The following is a 15,752-nucleotide window of genomic DNA, read 5'->3' as shown; positions in this document are numbered from 1 at the left end:
GTGAGGACGCTTAACCCCTATGGCGCTTTTATGGCGCCACCGCCATTTCGGAGGATCAGCATGACGGATCAAAGCGCTACAATAAAAATCGGTGACAAATCAGTCGACCTTGCCGTTAAAAGCGGCACGATCGGCCCGAGCGTCATCGATATCGGTGCCCTCTACAAGAACACGGCTTCCTTCACCTACGATCCGGGTTTCACGTCGACTGCATCCTGTGAATCGAAAATCACCTACATCGACGGCGACGAAGGTGTCCTGTTGCATCGCGGCTATCCGATCGAGCAGCTCGCCGAACATGGCGACTTCCTCGAGGTCTGCTACCTCTTGCTTTACGGCGAACTGCCGACCACCGTGCAGAAGAAGGATTTCGATTATCGCGTCACGCACCACACCATGGTGCACGAGCAGATGAGCCGCTTCTTCACCGGCTTCCGCCGCGATGCGCATCCGATGGCCGTCATGTGCGGCTGCGTCGGCGCGCTGTCGGCCTTCTACCACGACTCCACCGACATCACCGATCCGCACCAGCGCATGGTCGCCAGCCTGCGCATGATCGCCAAGATGCCGACGCTTGCCGCCATGGCCTACAAGTACCATATCGGCCAGCCCTTCGTTTACCCGAAGAACGACCTCGACTATGCCTCGAACTTCCTGCGCATGTGTTTTGCCGTGCCTTGCGAGGAATATGTGGTCAATCCGGTGCTTGCCCGCGCCATGGACCGCATTTTCATCCTGCATGCCGATCATGAGCAGAACGCCTCGACCTCGACCGTCCGTCTCGCCGGTTCGTCGGGCGCCAACCCGTTCGCCTGCATCGCCGCCGGCATCGCCTGCCTCTGGGGCCCCGCGCATGGCGGCGCCAACGAAGCAGCGCTCAACATGCTGAACGAGATCGGCTCGGTCGACCACATTCCGGAATATATCGCCCGCGCCAAGGACAAGAACGATCCGTTCCGCCTGATGGGCTTCGGTCACCGCGTCTACAAGAACTACGATCCGCGCGCCAAGATCATGCAGAAGACGACGCATGAAGTGCTCGGCGAACTCGGCATCAAGGATGATCCGTTGCTCGAAGTGGCGATGGAGCTGGAGCGCATCGCGCTCACCGACGAATATTTCATCGAAAAGAAGCTCTATCCGAACATCGACTTCTATTCCGGCATCACGCTGAAGGCGCTGGGCTTCCCCACGACCATGTTCACCGTGCTCTTCGCGCTTGCCCGCACCGTCGGCTGGATCGCGCAGTGGAACGAGATGATCGAGGATCCGGAACAGCGCATCGGCCGTCCGCGCCAGCTCTATGTCGGCGAACCGAAGCGCGATTACATCCCGGTTTCGAAGCGCTGATCGCTTTAAAAGAACCCAAAAGAAAACCCGGTCAGAAATGACCGGGTTTTTTCTTTTCCAGCACGTCGAGAAGGATCTCGGCGGCGTGCTCGCCGGGCGGCTTTTCGGTCTGCATGCGTTGCCAGACGAGATCGTAACCCTCGTTCATTGCCTTCAATTGGAGCGTATCGGCCGACAGCCGCTCCATCCAGCGCGCCAGGCTTGCGCCGCGGACCACCTCGTTCAGATATTCCGGCACGACGGCATAATCGGCGATGATATTGGGCAATGCGCCCGTCCATACCTTGATGCGCTTGGTCAGCAGGCTGATGATCCAATCCGTCTTATAGACGGACACCGTCGGCACGCCGGCAAGGCCGAGTTCGAGGATGACCGTACCGGAAGCCGCCATCGCCGCATCCGCTTCGGCAAAGGCCTTCCACTTCTGCATGGATCCGACCACGACCTCCGGCGGCGTGGCCCAGCCGGCGACGAGACCCTTCACCAGCGCTTCATTGTGCGGCACGGTGGGCAGCAGGAAACGCATCGGGCCGTTGCGGGCGACGAGTTCCCTGGCCGCGTCCTCGAAAAACGGCAGCAGCCTGCTGATTTCGGAGGATCTTGACCCAGGAAGCATCAGGATCGTCTTACCCGCTTCGCCGACGGGTGCGCGCCCGGCGCGCAACCGCCGCGCTTCGAGCAGCGCCGGATCGGCGGTCAGGCGATGGCCGACATAGGTGGTCTCAGGCCCGCCGAGCGTGCGCATCACTGCCGGCTCGAAGGGCAGGACGGCGAGCACATGATCGACGTAGCCGAGCATGCGCGTGGCGCGATATTCCTTCCAGGCCCAAACGCTCGGACAGACGTAATCGACAACAGGCAGATCGGGCAGCGCGGTGCGGACACGCTTGGCGACGCGATGGGTGAAATCCGGGCTGTCGATAATGAGAAGAATATCAGGCTTTGCGGCAATGATGGCAGCCGTCGTCTGGCGGATCAGGGTATAGAGCTTCGGCAGCCGACTCAGCACCTGGGTGATGCCCATGATCGACAGCTCGGAGAAATCGAACAGGGACCGCAAGCCTTCCGCCTGCAGCCCCTCGCCGCCGACGCCGACGAGTTCCACCGGTCCGCTATGAATCCGCTTCAGGGCGGCAATGAGATCTGCTCCAAGCAGATCCCCCGACACCTCGCCGGCAATGACGGCGATCTTCAGCGGCGCCCCGTTCATTCGAGCCCCCATGACGGCAGGCCGCGATCGATGCCGCAGACGAAAAGCCCGGCCTCATCAGCGGCTTTGATGACGGCGGCGCGATTGAGCACCAGCGAGCGGCCGGCCTCGACGGCGACGCCGGCAAGGCCGGCTTTCCTCGCGTTCAAGACCGTGGAAACGCCGATCGCCGGCAGGTCGGCACGGATATCCTGTTGCGGCTTGCAGAGCTTGACAAGCGCGCCGCGGCGGCGCGGCGAGATGCGCCCGGCGGCTCTGAGACCCGCGACACGCTCCAGCATCTCGTCCGTGCCCTCAAGACCCTCCAGCGCGACGATACGCCCGCCGATGGCGACGGCGCCCTGGCCGACATCGAGCCGGCCGAGCATTTCGGCGGCTTCCGCCGCGCGGTTGATATCGCGCCGGTCTTCTTCGCCCGGTATCGCCGTGCCGAGCGGGCCGACGGCGGCAAGAAGGTCGGGGGCGATCTCATGGGCACCGACGACGCGCCGGCCGTTTCCCTCGATCAGCCGGATCACCATCTGCAGCACCGTATCGTCGCCGCCGGACAGCAAGGTGCGGATCGCGGCCGGCATCTTCATCAGAGTGCGCAGCGTCGGGCGCACCTCGCGCCATTCCGGCCGGCGCCGCACGCTGCCGGACATGACGACACGGCCGATGCCGTAGCGGTTCAAGAGGCCCTCGAGAGCTGCAAAATCGCCGATGCCGATGACGGCATGGTCATACCCTTCCCAGCGCCGGTCGCTTTCGTCCTTCAGCGCGACGATGACGGGATTTTCACCCGCCGCTCGCGCGGCTTCGGCGACATAGGAAGGCAGAAGGCCGCCGCCGGCGATGATCGCCAGCCGGCCCGCAGCGGTGTCGCCGGATAAAGTCACGGACTAGCCCTTCTGTCCCCGGGTCGGCGAGGACAAGGCGCGGTCGCTGTCAGCGGCGATGAAATCGAGGATGTGGACCACCTGCTCGCAATCGGCATATTCTTCGCGGATGGCGGCGGCGTTTTCGCGGACCGAGCCCGTTCCTTCGAAGATCGACTTGTAGGCGCGGCGCACTCTATGAATGACGGCGCGGTCGACACCGGCGCGCGTCATGCCGACGACGTTGAGGCCGCTCAGCAGCCCGGGATTGCCGTTCAGCATACCGTAGGGAATGACGTCGTAGCTCACTGCCGAGAGCCCGCCGACGAAGGCCTGACGGCCGACGCGGGTGAACTGGTGAACGGCCGAGCCACCGCCCAGGATGACACGATCCTCGATGACGACATGACCGGCGAGCATGACGTTGTTCGACATGATCACGTGATTGCCGACCCGGCAGTCATGCGCGACATGGGAATTGGCAAGGAAGAGGTTGTTGTCGCCGACGATCGTCTGGCCGCCGAAATCGGCCGTGCCGGTGTTCATCGTCACGCCTTCGCGGATCGTGCAGTTGGCGCCGACCGTCAGCGTCGTCTCCTCGCCGCCGTGATGCACGCTCTGCGGATCGCCGCCGACGACCGCCATCGGGAAGATGCGCGTGCCCTTGCCGATCACGGTGCGGCCGGTAACGACCGCATGCGACAAAAGCTCGACATTCGCATGCAGGACGACGTGCGACCCAACATGGCAGAAGGGACCGATCTTGACGCCCTCACCGATAACAGCACCGTCTTCGACGGCGGCCATCGGATGAATGCGGGCGCTTTCGGCGATAGTGCTCATGCCTGATCCTTACGAACGATCATCGCGCCGATATCGGCTTCGGCGACAAGCGCGCCGTCGACCTTGGCATCGCAATGGAATTTCCAGATATTGCCGCGCTGCTTGTGCTTCTTGACATGGAATTCAACACGATCGCCGGGTACGACGGGCTTGCGGAAGCGCGCATTCTCGATGGTCATGAAATAGACGAGGTTGCCGGGCTGTCCATCCTTCTTGGCACAGATCGCACCCGCGGTCTGGGCCATGCCCTCGATCAAGAGAACGCCGGGCATGATCGGAGATTCCGGAAAATGGCCAGTGAAATGCGGTTCGTTCACGGTGACGTTCTTGATGCCAATCGCTGTGTTGTCGCCGTCGATCTCGATGATCTTGTCGACCATGAGAAACGGGTAGCGATGCGGCAGCAGTTTCATGATCTCGATGATGTCAGCCGAAGAAAGCGTTGTCGTGGCTTCCTCAGTCATTTTGCTCGCCTCCAGGTTTCTTCCCGCGCACTCTCGTCTTGGACATCATTTGCGCGACATCTCTCAGATAGTCATTTAGCGGACGCGCAGGTGTGCCACCATATTGTCCGCCGGCGGCAAGATCGGTCATGATACCGCTTTGGGCGGCGATCTGCACGCCGTCGCCGATCGTCACATGCCCCTTGATGCCGACCTGGCCGCCGATCTGCACGCCATTGCCGATCTTCGCGCTACCGGCGATGCCGACCTGCGCAACGACGGCGCAATGGCGGCCGATCTGAACGTTGTGGCCAATCTGGACCTGGTTGTCGATCTTGGTGCCCTCGCCGATCACCGTATCGTCCATGGCGCCGCGGTCGATCGTGGTGTTGGCGCCGATCTCGACATTGTCCTGAATGATCACCCGGCCGATCTGGACGATCTTGATCATGCCGCGCGGACCCGGCGCGTAGCCGAAACCATCCTGGCCGATGCGGACGCCGTTGTGGATGATGACGCCATTGCCGAGCAGTGCACAGAGAATGCTCGCACCGGCCGCAATCGAACAATCCCGGCCGATCTTGACGCCCGGACCGATGATGCTCTGCGCGCCAATGCGCGTCCCCTCGCCGATCTCAGCATGCGCACCGATGACGGCCATCGGCTCGACGATCACACCTTTTTCGAGTTTGGCGCTCGGATCGATCACCGCGCTTGGCGCGATCTCGCCTTCACCTGGCGAAAAGGTGACCGGGCGCAAGGCTGCGGGATAAAGCAGGCCGCCCGCCATCGCGAAGGCCGCATGCGGATTGGACGACAGAATGACCGGGATATGCTGAGGTACGAGATCAGCAAGCGCCTTGTCGCAGATCACCACCGAGGCTTCGCATGTCGCCAGCTCATCGCGGCTGCGGCGCGACAGGATATAACAGACATCGCCTGCCCGTGCCCGGCTGATGGGGGCAACGGACCTGACAATAACACCGGCATGGTCGGAATTGACAAGTTCCGCCCCAAGAAACTCTGCCAGCTCAGCGAGCTTCAGACCTTCATGGGGCAGAAAGAAAACGTTTTGCTCCATCGGCAATGCTCCAGAACGGAATTGAGTCTTACAGTTCCGGACTGCCGATATCAGAATTGGTTGTTGATGCCAAACTTGAAGTTCTGCGTCTTGTCGAAGTCTTCCTTGAGGACCGGGATCGCGTAATCCAGACGCAACGCACCGAAGGGAGACTGCCAGACGACACCGACACCGACGGAAGCGCGCAGGGAGGCGTCTTCGCCTTCGATGCCGTCGCCCCTCAGGTCAACGTCGTTGCCGAACAACGTGCCGGCGTCGGCGAAGACCGCGCCGCGCAGGTTGAAGTCACGCGGGAAGCCGGGCATCGGGAAGGTCGCTTCGGCCGATGCTGTGAAATAAGTGGTACCGCCCAGCGGATCGTCGTTGGTACCGGAAACGCGCGGGCCGATACCCTTGTTTTCGAAGCCACGAATGTCACCGTTGGTCAGCGTGAACTGGTCGAAGACGTTCAGATGGTCGCCAAAGCCGATGACATAACCCGCCGAAGCCGAGACCGAACCGATGATATCGGCATCGTCGGCGAGCAGACGGTAGTAACGAGCCTTGCCGTAGATCTTGTAGAACTGCGAGTCACCGCCGAGACCGGCAATTTCCTGCGTCGCCGTCGCATAGATGCCTTCGCGTGGCAGGACCGTGTCGTCAAGCGTGTTGTAGGTCAGCGTCTGCGAGACGGAAGAACGTGTCCACGGGCTGTCCTCAACCAGGTGCTGATACGGAGCAGACAGATCGGAAAGATCGCTGTTATCAGCGTCATACTTCATCTGCTTGTAGTTATAACGGAAGGTCGTCGCCAGATCCTCGGTAATCGGCGCGGTGACGCGCAGGACGACACTGGTTTCCTCGTAATCGTAGTTGTCATTGCTCGACGTTTCGCTGCGGTTGACGTCGAAGCCTGCCGCCAGACGGTAGCCAAGGAAATAAGGCTCGGTGAAGCTGACGCCGTAGGCGCGCGAGCCTTCCTGACCGCCGCCGGCCGAGATGCGGATATACTGGCCGCGGCCGAGGAAGTTCTTTTCCTCGATCGAGGCTTCGAGCAGCAGGCCGTCGCCGCCGGCGGCATAACCCGCACCGACACCGAACGAACCGGTCGACTGATCCTGCACATCGACAACCACCACGACCCGGTCCGGGGAGCTGCCCGGCTGGGTGGAGATGTTGACTGAGGAGAAATAGCCGAGCGCTTCGAGGCGACGCTTGGCCTTGGTGATCATCTGCTGATTGAAGGCGTCGCCTTCGCTCATGTCGAATTCACGGCGGATGACGTAGTCGCGCGTGCGGCTGTTGCCGCGAATCTCGATGCGCTCGACATAGGCGCGCTCGCCCTGGTCGACCAGATATTCGACACCGATCGTGTTGTTGTTGAGGTCGCGGTTACCGCGCGGCGTGACGCGCGCAAAGGGATAACCGGCAGACGCCACCTGATCGGAGATCGCCTCGATCGACTTCTGCACTTCCTTGGCGTTATAGACCTGGCCTTCGCGAGTGCGTACGAGCGGCTGCAACTGGTCGGAGCCGACGCCTTCGACGGTCGACTGGACGGTCACTGGTCCGAAGTCGTAACGCTGGCCTTCCTCGATGTTGAAGGTGAGCGTGTACTTGTTGGTCGCGTCGTCGAAGGCGGCATCGGAAGAAACGATGCGCATGTCGGCGTAGCCGCGATTGTAATAGAACTGGCGCAGCGCTTCTTCGTCGGCGTGGAGCTTGTCTTCGTTATAGACGTCCTTGCGGGTCAGGAACGACAGGAAGTTCGAACGCTTGGTGTTGATGACGGCAGCCAGGCGGCCGGCGCTGTAGGCATTGTTGCCGACGAAGTTGATCGAATCGATCTTGGTGCGATCACCTTCGTTGATGACGAAGGCGAGGTTGACGCGGCCTTCGCCGAGCGGCACCACCTGCGTCGTGACCTCGACCTCGCTGCGGCCGGTGGCAGCGTAAGCTTCCTTGATCGACTGAATGTCGGATTGGATCTGGGTGTCGCTGTAGGGACCAGCAGCGTGGGTCTGGACGATCGTCGCGAGCTTGTCGTCCTTGATCTTGCGGTTGCCGTTGAAGACGACCTGATTGACGAGCTGGGCTTCCTGAACGTTGACGACGAGCGTGCTTCCGGAGACCGAGATCTTGACGTCGGAGAAGTAACCCGTCCCGTAGAGCTGCTTGACCGATGCATCGATATCGCTGTTCGAAAAACTCTTTCCAGGAGCGATGGTGAGGTTCGACCGAACGGCTTCCGCGCCGACACGGCTTGCGCCGCGCACATCGATGCGCTGGATAACCGCGGCCTCAGCGGCCGTAGCGGAAACGAACGTCAAAGCACCTGCGCCCGAAGCAACAACACTAGCAGACAGCGCAACCGCCGATACTGCGTTCAAAAACTTTGAACCAGCCTTCATTTCACCCATTACCTTTTGTTTCCCTCGTCCCCGGTTCCAGGAGAACCCGATTCCGGTCACGTGTGTCGTTTTACCCGCTTTTGACATACAAGCAAGGCAGGTCGTTAATTTCTGTTTACTTCATTTGCAAGCGTGACCCATTCGCCACTACAGCCTTGAAACATCGTAAATAAATAGTAATTACCCTCGCCTTGCTCGTTTACCCTCTCAACGAGCCAATATCGTTCCAGGTCGTGAAAACCATCAATGTCAGTATCATCGCCAGGCCGATGCGAAAGGCAATTTCCTGGGCCGAAGAGCCCAGCGGTTTTCCCCTCACCGCTTCCACCGCATAGAACATCAGGTGGCCGCCATCAAGTACCGGAACCGGCATCAGGTTAAGCAATCCTATCGAAACGGAAAGCACCGCCGCAAGCTGCAACACCGCGCCTATCCCAAGCGACGCCATCTGGCCCGAAGCTTGCGCCACGCGGATCGGCCCACCCAATTGATCGGCGCGCATCGTTCCGCTGAAGATGTTGGCGATATATTTGAAGGTGCCGGTAACGATATCCCGGGTCTGGAGCACAGCCTCACGCAACGCCTGCAGCGGCGTATAGGTCTGCAGGCGGAAATTGCCGGCCTGCTGGTTGGTGACGATGCCGATCTGGCCGACCTCAGCCTTGTTGCCGAACTGGTCAGTCATGTCGACGCGTTGCGGCACCATCTGCAGATCGAGCTTCTGCCCACCACGCTCGATGGTCACGACGATCTTCTGGCTCGGACGGATGCTGACATAGCGGCGCACGTCGTCGAAGGTCTCGACCTTGCCGCCATCGATGGCGACCAATAGATCGCCTGGAAGCACGCCAGCGGCAGCCGCGGCGCCATCAGGCTTGACCTCGGCAACGACAGGATCGGCGATCGTGCGGCCATAGACCGAGAAAAGAATGGTGAAGATGGCGATCGCCAGCAGAAAATTGGCGATCGGGCCAGCCGCGACGGTTGCAGCGCGTTTCCACAGCTTGGCGCCAGCAAAGGAGCGCGCCCTGTCTTCCTCGGACATGGCGGCGATCTTGTCGGTGTCGGGCTTGCTCGAGGCATCCTCGTCGCCGAAGAACCGGACGTAGCCGCCAAGCGGGATCGCCGCGATCTTCCACCGCGTTCCGTGGCGATCGGTGAAGCCGAATATCTCCGGACCGAAGCCAACGGAAAAGGCAAGGATGCGAATGCCGCTCCAACGCCCGACGAGGTAATGGCCCATCTCATGCACGAAGACGAGCAGAGACAGCACGAGGATGAAGGTAACGATATTCCCCATCAAAAATGCGTATATGCCGCTCAGCGTTTCCATGAGTGCCTTCCGTCAGACTGCCGCGTTGTCAGAGTCCGAACAATGCCGCGCCAAGCGACGTCATTCCGGTCCCCTTTATCAGGGAAAAAAGCCCTGCAAGCAAGAACGCCGAAAAACAGGCAAAAATCAGTCCGTCGACACGGTCCATGACACCGCCATGGCCCGGAATGAGACGGCTGGAATCCTTGACGCCGAATCTCCGCTTGATGAACGATTCGAAAAGATCGCCGGACTGGCTGCAAATGGAGAGAACAAGCGCTGCGAAGGCGGCGATGATTTCAGCGCCCGGAAGGAGAAAATGGATGAGAACGACGCCGGCTGCGACCGCCGAAACGGCGCCGCCGATTGCGCCGGACCAGGTCTTTCCCGGCGAGATCGAAGGAGCAAGCTTCGGTCCTCCGAGCGCCCGGCCGACGAAATAGGCAAGGATATCGGTCGCCCAGACGACGGCAAAAACGAAGAGCATGGCGTAAAGGCCAAGCCGGTCATCGCTTCTGATCGCGGCAAGCGCCAGGCCGGTGACGCCGGCATAAAACAGGCCCACTGGCAACCAGCGGCTCGTACCATGCAGGATGACCAGGGCTATGCCGACGGCGGTGACGCCGGCCAACATGCCGGCGGCGAATTCGAAATTGCCGACAAGCACGAGGAAGGCGACCGCCGCCTCACCGATCCAGCCGACGGCATTGACGATCCAATCCCGCGCGATGCCGGTGATCTTCGACCATTCATAGTAGATCAGCAGGCCAATGGCGACCGCCAGGATACGGAAGGCAAGGCCGCCATACCAGGTGGCGGCAAGAACGATGGCCGCAAGAATCAATCCTGAAACGATGCGGAGCTTCAGTTCCCTCTGCATCAGGTGCCGACCGCAGCCGCCTGCGACGACAGGCCGCCGAAGCGCCGGTCGCGAGAGGCGAATTTCTCGAGCGCCGAGCGGAAGATCTCAGGGCTGAAATCCGGCCAGTATTCCGGAAGGAAGATGAATTCCGAATAGGCGGCCTGCCACAGGAGGAAGTTGGAAAGCCGCTCTTCGCCGCTGGTGCGAATAATAAGATCCGGGTCGGGGATACCCGCGGTATCGAGGCGGGCGTTAATCAGCGCGGGTGTAATATCCTGCGCCCTCAGGCGGCCGTCCTCGACATCCCTGGCGAGGCTCACCACGGCGCGGGCGATCTCGTCGCGCGAGCCATAGTTGAAGGCGATGACGAGCGTCAGTGACGTGTTGTCCTTGGTCGTCTCCTCCGCCTCCAGAAGCAGGCCGAGAATATCGCTGCGCAGGCTGTGGCGGTCGCCGATCACCTTGATCCGCACGTTTTGGCGGTGGAGCTCGGCGAGGTCGCGCCGGATGAAAGCCTTGAGCAGGCCGAGCAGATCGGAGACCTCGGCTTCTGGCCGGCGCCAGTTCTCCGAGGAGAAGGCAAAGAGGGTCAGATATTTTATGCCGGCCGCACCGGCGGCGCGTACTGTCTCGCGCACCGCCTCGACGCCCTTGCGATGGCCCATCGTGCGCGGCAGACCACGCTGCTTGGCCCAACGGCCATTGCCGTCCATGATGATGGCAACATGCTCTGGCACAGTCACAAATATAGATTCCGACATTTCCCGTCCGGTCTTTCCAGGCAAAGGCACAGATCCACTAGACCTGCATGATTTCCTTTTCCTTCTCGCCAAGCAAGCGGTCGATTTCGGAAATCGTCTCGTCCGTCATCTTCTGTACACGTTCCGACTGCGCCCGGCTCTCGTCCTGGCCGATGACGCCGTCCTTTTCGGCTTTCTTCAGGCCGTCCATGCCGTCGCGGCGGACATGGCGAATCGCCACCTTGCTCTTTTCGGCATAGTCGTGCGCCACCTTGACGAGCGACTTGCGGCGCTCCTCGTTCAGTTCCGGCAGCGGAATGCGCAGGTTCTGGCCGTCGACGATCGGGTTGAGGCCGAGATTGGATTCGCGGATGCCGCGCTCGACAGCACTGACCATCGATTTGTCCCAGACGGAAACCGACAGCATGCGCGGCTCGGGCACGGTGATGTTGGCGACCTGGTTCAGCGGCATGCGAGAACCATAGGCCTCGATCGTCACCGGGTCGAGGATGTTGGCCGAAGCACGGCCGGTGCGCAGCGATGCGATGTCGCTCTTAAATGCGGAAATGGCGCCGTCCATGCGGCGCTTCAGTTCCTTGATATCGATACCTTCACTCATGTCGATGCTCCCGTCTGGCGAGGGCTGCGCCGAAACCGCGGCGCAGCTTTATCAGTTGTCGGAGACGATGGTCTTGAGGCCACCGCCCGTCAAGATTTCAGCAAAACCACCCTTCTCGTGGATCGAGAAGACGATGATCGGAATGGAATTTTCCCTGGCGAGCGCCACGGCGGCAACGTCCATCACCGCAAGCCCCCTGTCCAGCACTTCCTGGTGCGTCAAGCGGTCGAGGCGAGTCGCATCGGGATATTTCTTCGGGTCGGCGGTGTAGATGCCGTCCACCTGCGTACCCTTGAAGATCGCTTCCGCGCCCATTTCGGCGGCGCGAAGTGCTGCGGCGGAATCGGTGGTGAAGAAGGGGTTGCCGGTGCCACCGGCAAAGATCACCACGCGTCCCATCGACAGATGATAAAGGGTTGCGCGTTGCGAAAAGCTCTCGCAGATCTCGGGCATGGAGATGGCCGAAAGCACCACCGTGTCGATGTTCAGCTTGCGCAGCGAGGTCGCCAGCGCCAGCGCGTTGATGATGGTGCCGAGCATGCCCATATGGTCGCCGGTGACCCGGTCGCCGCCCTTGGACGCCACCGCGACACCGCGGAAGATATTGCCGCCACCGACGACGACGCCGACTTCCACGCCCATATGCCGTGCCTCGGCTATGTCGGATGCAATGCGGTCCGCCACCGTCACATCGATCCCGAAACCCTGGCCACCCATGAGCGCTTCGCCGGAAGCCTTGAGTAGAACGCGTTTATAGACAGGCTCTAAAGACATCTTGGCTCCTCGTAAATTGCCGTGAATGCCCGATACACGAAGGGCACCGCGTTGTCACGCGATGCCCTTCGTGTTTTCCCAATTATGACTGGAAGATCAACCCTTGACGGCAGCCGCAACTTCGGCCGCGAAGTCGGTTTCTTCCTTCTCGACGCCTTCGCCGAGCAGCAGACGGGCCATGCCGGCAACTTCGATCGGCGCGCCGACGGCCTTTTCAGCTTCCTTGATGGCGGCAGCAACCGTCAGGTCCGGATTGATGACGAAAGCCTGCGAGAGAAGAGCGACTTCCTCGAAGAACTTGCGCATGCGGCCTTCGACCATCTTTTCGATGATGTTGTCAGGCTTGCCGGAAGCGCGCGACTGCTCGATGAAGACGTTGCGCTCGCGCTCGGCGACGGCGGCATCGACTTCTTCCGGGCGGATCGCCAGCGGCGCGGTCGCCGCGATGTGCATGGCGACCTGACGGCCGATGGCGTTCAGGGCTTCCTTGTCGCCGGTCGACTTCAGCGCCACGAGAACGCCGAGCTTGCCGAGGCCGTCGGAAACAGCATTGTGGATATAAGTGGCGACGACGCCGTCCTCGACCGAGAGAGCGGTCGAACGGCGCAGGTTCATGTTCTCGCCGATCGTGGCGATCGCATCCTTGATCGTGTCGGAAACGGACTTGCCGGATGCCGGGTAGGTCGCAGCGGCAACGGCGTCGACCGTGCCGTCGGTCGAGACGGCGACCTTGGCGATGCCGCGGACGAGTTCCTGGAAGGCATCGTTACGGGCGACGAAGTCGGTTTCGGAATTGACTTCGACGACGACGGCCTTGGTGCCCTGGCTCGAAACGCCGATGAGGCCTTCGGCAGCGGTGCGGCCGGACTTCTTGTCGGCCTTGGCGATGCCCTTGGCGCGCAGCCAGTCGATCGCCGCTTCCATGTCGCCACCGGTTTCAGCAAGAGCCTTCTTGCAGTCCATCATGCCTGCGCCGGTCTTTTCGCGCAGTTCCTTCACCATTGCAGCCGTAATCTCGCTCATTAGCTTCCTCTTGTCGGTTCATACGGTGGGCCGTAAAGCGCGGCTCAGCACCGGATTGAGGCACGAAATGTACCTGTATGTATGACAGCGTGATGAAGACGCGCCATAACGAAACTTCTCTGGCGAAGAGCCTGATGCCTTCGCCCTGAAACGGGCAAGGCCGCCGAACTTCGATGAGTCGCGAGCGGCCTTTCCCAGTCTCTGTAAGCTTTGGCGGATCTTTGGATCCGCCCGCTTTCATCAGCCTTCGGCTGCTTCCTCGAGAGCCGGTTCGACCGGAAGTTCGGAGGATGCGCCGAGATCGCGGCCGGAAGAGCCCTGCTGACGCGCGATGCCGTCGATGGCAGCGCGGGAGATCAGCTCACAGTAAAGAGCGATCGCGCGCGATGCGTCGTCGTTACCCGGGATCGGATAGTCGATCAGGTCCGGATCGCAGTTCGAATCGATGATGGCGACAACCGGGATGCCGAGGCGCTTGGCTTCGTCGATCGCGATCTTTTCCTTGTTGGTGTCGATGATGAACATCAGGTCAGGCGTGCCGCCCATATCGCGGATACCGCCGAGGGCCTTGTCGAGCTTTTCACGCTCGCGCTCGAGGTTCAGGCGTTCCTTCTTGGTGAAGCCCTGGGCTTCGCCGTTCAGGATCTCGTCGAGCTTGCGCAGGCGCTGGATCGAGTTGGAGATCGTCTTCCAGTTCGTCATCATGCCGCCGAGCCAGCGCGAGTTGACGTAGTACTGGGCCGAGCGCTTGGCGCTGTCGGCAATGATCTCAGACGCCTGGCGCTTGGTGCCGACGAAGAGAACGCGGCCGCCGCGGGCAACGGTGTCGCTGACGACCTGAAGGGCGCGCGACAGCATCGGAACGGTCTGGGCCAGATCGATGATGTGAATGTTGTTGCGATCGCCGAAGATGTAAGGCTTCATCTTCGGGTTCCAGCGATGCGTCTGGTGGCCGAAGTGGACGCCTGCTTCAAGAAGCTGGCGCATAGAAAAATCAGGCAATGCCATGCCTTGTTACTCCTTTTCCGGTTGAACCTCCGCAAGGCGAACAGCACCCTCTTCGAGGATGCCACCGGGCGGAACAGCCCGGATTTCTCCCGGACGATCCCATGCCTTACGTGTGGAATGCCGGTGCCCATACATTCGATTTGGCACAAAAGCAAGACTTATGCCGAAAAAACCTGGCGGCTCAGCCTGCCAGCGTCGGCTGCAGCGACAGCATGACGCCTGCATCCGGCATCGGCAGGATGGCATCGACCTCGGCCGGCAGCAGGATCGCACCGACCCGAAAAGCAGGACGACAGACGGCGACTCAGTCATCGCTGATCGCCGAACCATAGTGAATTTTATGATACAGTTTTATGACGGGCGAGAGCTCGTCGCCTACTTGCAAACCTCGGCCTTGCGGTCGAGCAGCTCCAGCTTGGCGAGCTTGCCGGTCAGGACGAAATCGCCGTAATCCATCGTCAGGTCGCGGGTGATGCCGTTCTCATAGAGCTTGAAAGACATGCGGTAGACCGGCAAAGCATCGGATTTCGCATTCTCGTTGAAATAGGCGATCGTCACCGGCCAGAAGGCCGTCTTCGAGAAGGCGCCGGCATTGCCGGCATCGGCTTCCTCGGCGATCGGCGTCTCCTGCTTGCCGACGATCGTCGTCGTCGCCAGCGACTTGTCGCCGTCATCGGAACCGTCGAAGACGCGCGCCTCGAAGAAGCGCTTGCCGTCCTTGGCGTGCTGGATCACATCGAGCATATGTTCAGTGGGAAAACGGCTTTCAGCAAGCTGCAGTTCACGGTTCGCCGGCTGCTTGAGATCGACCTTGACACCATCCGGCTGGTCCTGCGCCGCCCCGTTGACCTCCTTGTCGAGCTGCTCGTCGGTGAAGGATTTGGTGTCGAAGGTGAACTTGCCGTCCTTCAGGTTCTCGAAGGTCTTCGTCTGCTGGTCGCTGACACGCACGCTGTCGCCGGTGTCGATCTGTGTCACGAAGCGGAAATTGGTGGTGAAGCCCTGGCAATAGCTGCCGTCGAACTCATAGACCATACGACCATACATGCCGGCGATGCCAGAGCGGTCCGAGGCGTCCTTCAGTTCCAGATCGTAGACGGCGCGATGTGCGACGAGGCCGGTCGCGATCGCAGCGCTAACCGCGGGCGCAGCCGCCCATGCATTGGCGGAAACGCTGGCGAGAAGCAGAGCGACAAGACTCGATCGGAACATTCATTAACTCCTGTTGGACTCGGTCGCG

The 15,752-nt window shown here is 61.0% G+C and carries 15 protein-coding genes; 1 reads left to right on the top strand and 14 read right to left on the bottom strand.

Annotated features, from left to right (window positions below; genetic code table 11):
- The first annotated feature begins 60 nt into the window (after window positions 1–60).
- A complete protein-coding gene (gene gltA, locus AC1D2N_RS21520) occupies window positions 61–1,350 on the top strand; it encodes a citrate synthase (protein ID WP_018241898.1) in 1,290 nt (429 codons plus the stop codon).
- A 31-nt stretch (window positions 1,351–1,381) separates the two neighbouring features.
- On the opposite strand, the gene lpxB is transcribed toward gltA, so the two are convergent.
- The 14 genes from lpxB to AC1D2N_RS21450 form a co-directional block, all read right to left on the bottom strand.
- Window positions 1,382–2,560: a lipid-A-disaccharide synthase gene (gene lpxB, locus AC1D2N_RS21515; RefSeq protein WP_130652314.1), complete on the bottom strand. Its 1,179-nt coding sequence runs from the start codon at window positions 2,558–2,560 to the stop codon at window positions 1,382–1,384.
- Entirely contained in the window at window positions 2,557–3,438 is an 882-nt protein-coding gene (locus AC1D2N_RS21510; protein ID WP_130652313.1) for an LpxI family protein, read from the bottom strand. The genes lpxB and AC1D2N_RS21510 overlap by 4 nt, the downstream gene beginning before the upstream one ends.
- Window positions 3,439–3,441: 3 nt before the next feature.
- Window positions 3,442–4,260 carry an acyl-ACP--UDP-N-acetylglucosamine O-acyltransferase gene (lpxA, locus tag AC1D2N_RS21505; RefSeq protein ID WP_018241895.1) on the bottom strand — a complete coding sequence of 273 codons (819 nt, stop codon included), beginning with the start codon at window positions 4,258–4,260 and terminating at the stop codon, window positions 3,442–3,444.
- Entirely contained in the window at window positions 4,257–4,724 is a 468-nt protein-coding gene (gene fabZ, locus AC1D2N_RS21500; RefSeq protein ID WP_018241894.1) for a 3-hydroxyacyl-ACP dehydratase FabZ, read from the bottom strand. The genes lpxA and fabZ overlap by 4 nt, the downstream gene beginning before the upstream one ends.
- Window positions 4,717–5,784, bottom strand: a complete 1,068-nt coding sequence (lpxD, locus tag AC1D2N_RS21495) for a UDP-3-O-(3-hydroxymyristoyl)glucosamine N-acyltransferase (RefSeq protein ID WP_018445462.1) — start codon at window positions 5,782–5,784, stop codon at window positions 4,717–4,719. Before lpxD ends, fabZ begins: the two co-directional genes overlap by 8 nt.
- A gap of 50 nt (window positions 5,785–5,834) precedes the next feature.
- A complete protein-coding gene (gene bamA / locus AC1D2N_RS21490; protein WP_113542290.1) occupies window positions 5,835–8,174 on the bottom strand; it encodes an outer membrane protein assembly factor BamA in 2,340 nt (779 codons plus the stop codon).
- A 199-nt stretch (window positions 8,175–8,373) separates the two neighbouring features.
- Window positions 8,374–9,507: an RIP metalloprotease RseP gene (rseP, locus tag AC1D2N_RS21485; protein ID WP_130652312.1), complete on the bottom strand. Its 1,134-nt coding sequence runs from the start codon at window positions 9,505–9,507 to the stop codon at window positions 8,374–8,376.
- 28 nt (window positions 9,508–9,535) lie between these two features.
- Window positions 9,536–10,366 (bottom strand): phosphatidate cytidylyltransferase, encoded by an 831-nt coding sequence (locus tag AC1D2N_RS21480; RefSeq protein ID WP_130652311.1) that lies wholly within the window; start codon window positions 10,364–10,366, stop codon window positions 9,536–9,538.
- Window positions 10,366–11,109: an isoprenyl transferase gene (locus tag AC1D2N_RS21475; RefSeq protein ID WP_028732002.1), complete on the bottom strand. Its 744-nt coding sequence runs from the start codon at window positions 11,107–11,109 to the stop codon at window positions 10,366–10,368. The genes AC1D2N_RS21480 and AC1D2N_RS21475 overlap by 1 nt, the downstream gene beginning before the upstream one ends.
- Window positions 11,110–11,146: 37 nt before the next feature.
- Entirely contained in the window at window positions 11,147–11,707 is a 561-nt protein-coding gene (gene frr, locus AC1D2N_RS21470; protein WP_018241888.1) for a ribosome recycling factor, read from the bottom strand.
- Between the two features lie 51 nt (window positions 11,708–11,758).
- Window positions 11,759–12,481 (bottom strand): UMP kinase, encoded by a 723-nt coding sequence (pyrH, locus tag AC1D2N_RS21465; RefSeq protein WP_003539289.1) that lies wholly within the window; start codon window positions 12,479–12,481, stop codon window positions 11,759–11,761.
- Window positions 12,482–12,577: 96 nt separating this feature from the next.
- A complete protein-coding gene (tsf, locus tag AC1D2N_RS21460) occupies window positions 12,578–13,504 on the bottom strand; it encodes a translation elongation factor Ts (protein WP_018241887.1) in 927 nt (308 codons plus the stop codon).
- 240 nt (window positions 13,505–13,744) lie between these two features.
- Window positions 13,745–14,512: a 30S ribosomal protein S2 gene (gene rpsB, locus AC1D2N_RS21455; RefSeq protein ID WP_003559062.1), complete on the bottom strand. Its 768-nt coding sequence runs from the start codon at window positions 14,510–14,512 to the stop codon at window positions 13,745–13,747.
- A gap of 375 nt (window positions 14,513–14,887) precedes the next feature.
- Window positions 14,888–15,724: a cell envelope integrity EipB family protein gene (locus AC1D2N_RS21450; protein WP_018241886.1), complete on the bottom strand. Its 837-nt coding sequence runs from the start codon at window positions 15,722–15,724 to the stop codon at window positions 14,888–14,890.
- Window positions 15,725–15,752: the final 28 nt, after the last annotated feature.

It is taken from the genome of Rhizobium sp. P1_B8 (assembly GCF_056406515.1).
Note: the sequence above shows the minus strand (reverse complement) of the source record. Positions and strands in the feature narration are given on the sequence as shown.

Coding starts and splice junctions, on each gene's coding strand:
- AC1D2N_RS21475 (WP_028732002.1), bottom strand. CDS start 11,109: ATGTCGGAATCTATATTTGTGACTGTGCCAGAGCATGTTGCCATCATC.
- bamA (WP_113542290.1), bottom strand. CDS start 8,174: ATGAAGGCTGGTTCAAAGTTTTTGAACGCAGTATCGGCGGTTGCGCTG.
- AC1D2N_RS21480 (WP_130652311.1), bottom strand. CDS start 10,366: ATGCAGAGGGAACTGAAGCTCCGCATCGTTTCAGGATTGATTCTTGCG.
- lpxD (WP_018445462.1), bottom strand. CDS start 5,784: ATGGAGCAAAACGTTTTCTTTCTGCCCCATGAAGGTCTGAAGCTCGCT.
- fabZ (WP_018241894.1), bottom strand. CDS start 4,724: ATGACTGAGGAAGCCACGACAACGCTTTCTTCGGCTGACATCATCGAG.
- frr (WP_018241888.1), bottom strand. CDS start 11,707: ATGAGTGAAGGTATCGATATCAAGGAACTGAAGCGCCGCATGGACGGC.
- rseP (WP_130652312.1), bottom strand. CDS start 9,507: ATGGAAACGCTGAGCGGCATATACGCATTTTTGATGGGGAATATCGTT.
- lpxB (WP_130652314.1), bottom strand. CDS start 2,560: ATGAACGGGGCGCCGCTGAAGATCGCCGTCATTGCCGGCGAGGTGTCG.
- lpxA (WP_018241895.1), bottom strand. CDS start 4,260: ATGAGCACTATCGCCGAAAGCGCCCGCATTCATCCGATGGCCGCCGTC.
- rpsB (WP_003559062.1), bottom strand. CDS start 14,512: ATGGCATTGCCTGATTTTTCTATGCGCCAGCTTCTTGAAGCAGGCGTC.
- AC1D2N_RS21450 (WP_018241886.1), bottom strand. CDS start 15,724: ATGTTCCGATCGAGTCTTGTCGCTCTGCTTCTCGCCAGCGTTTCCGCC.
- gltA (WP_018241898.1), top strand. CDS start 61: ATGACGGATCAAAGCGCTACAATAAAAATCGGTGACAAATCAGTCGAC.
- pyrH (WP_003539289.1), bottom strand. CDS start 12,481: ATGTCTTTAGAGCCTGTCTATAAACGCGTTCTACTCAAGGCTTCCGGC.
- tsf (WP_018241887.1), bottom strand. CDS start 13,504: ATGAGCGAGATTACGGCTGCAATGGTGAAGGAACTGCGCGAAAAGACC.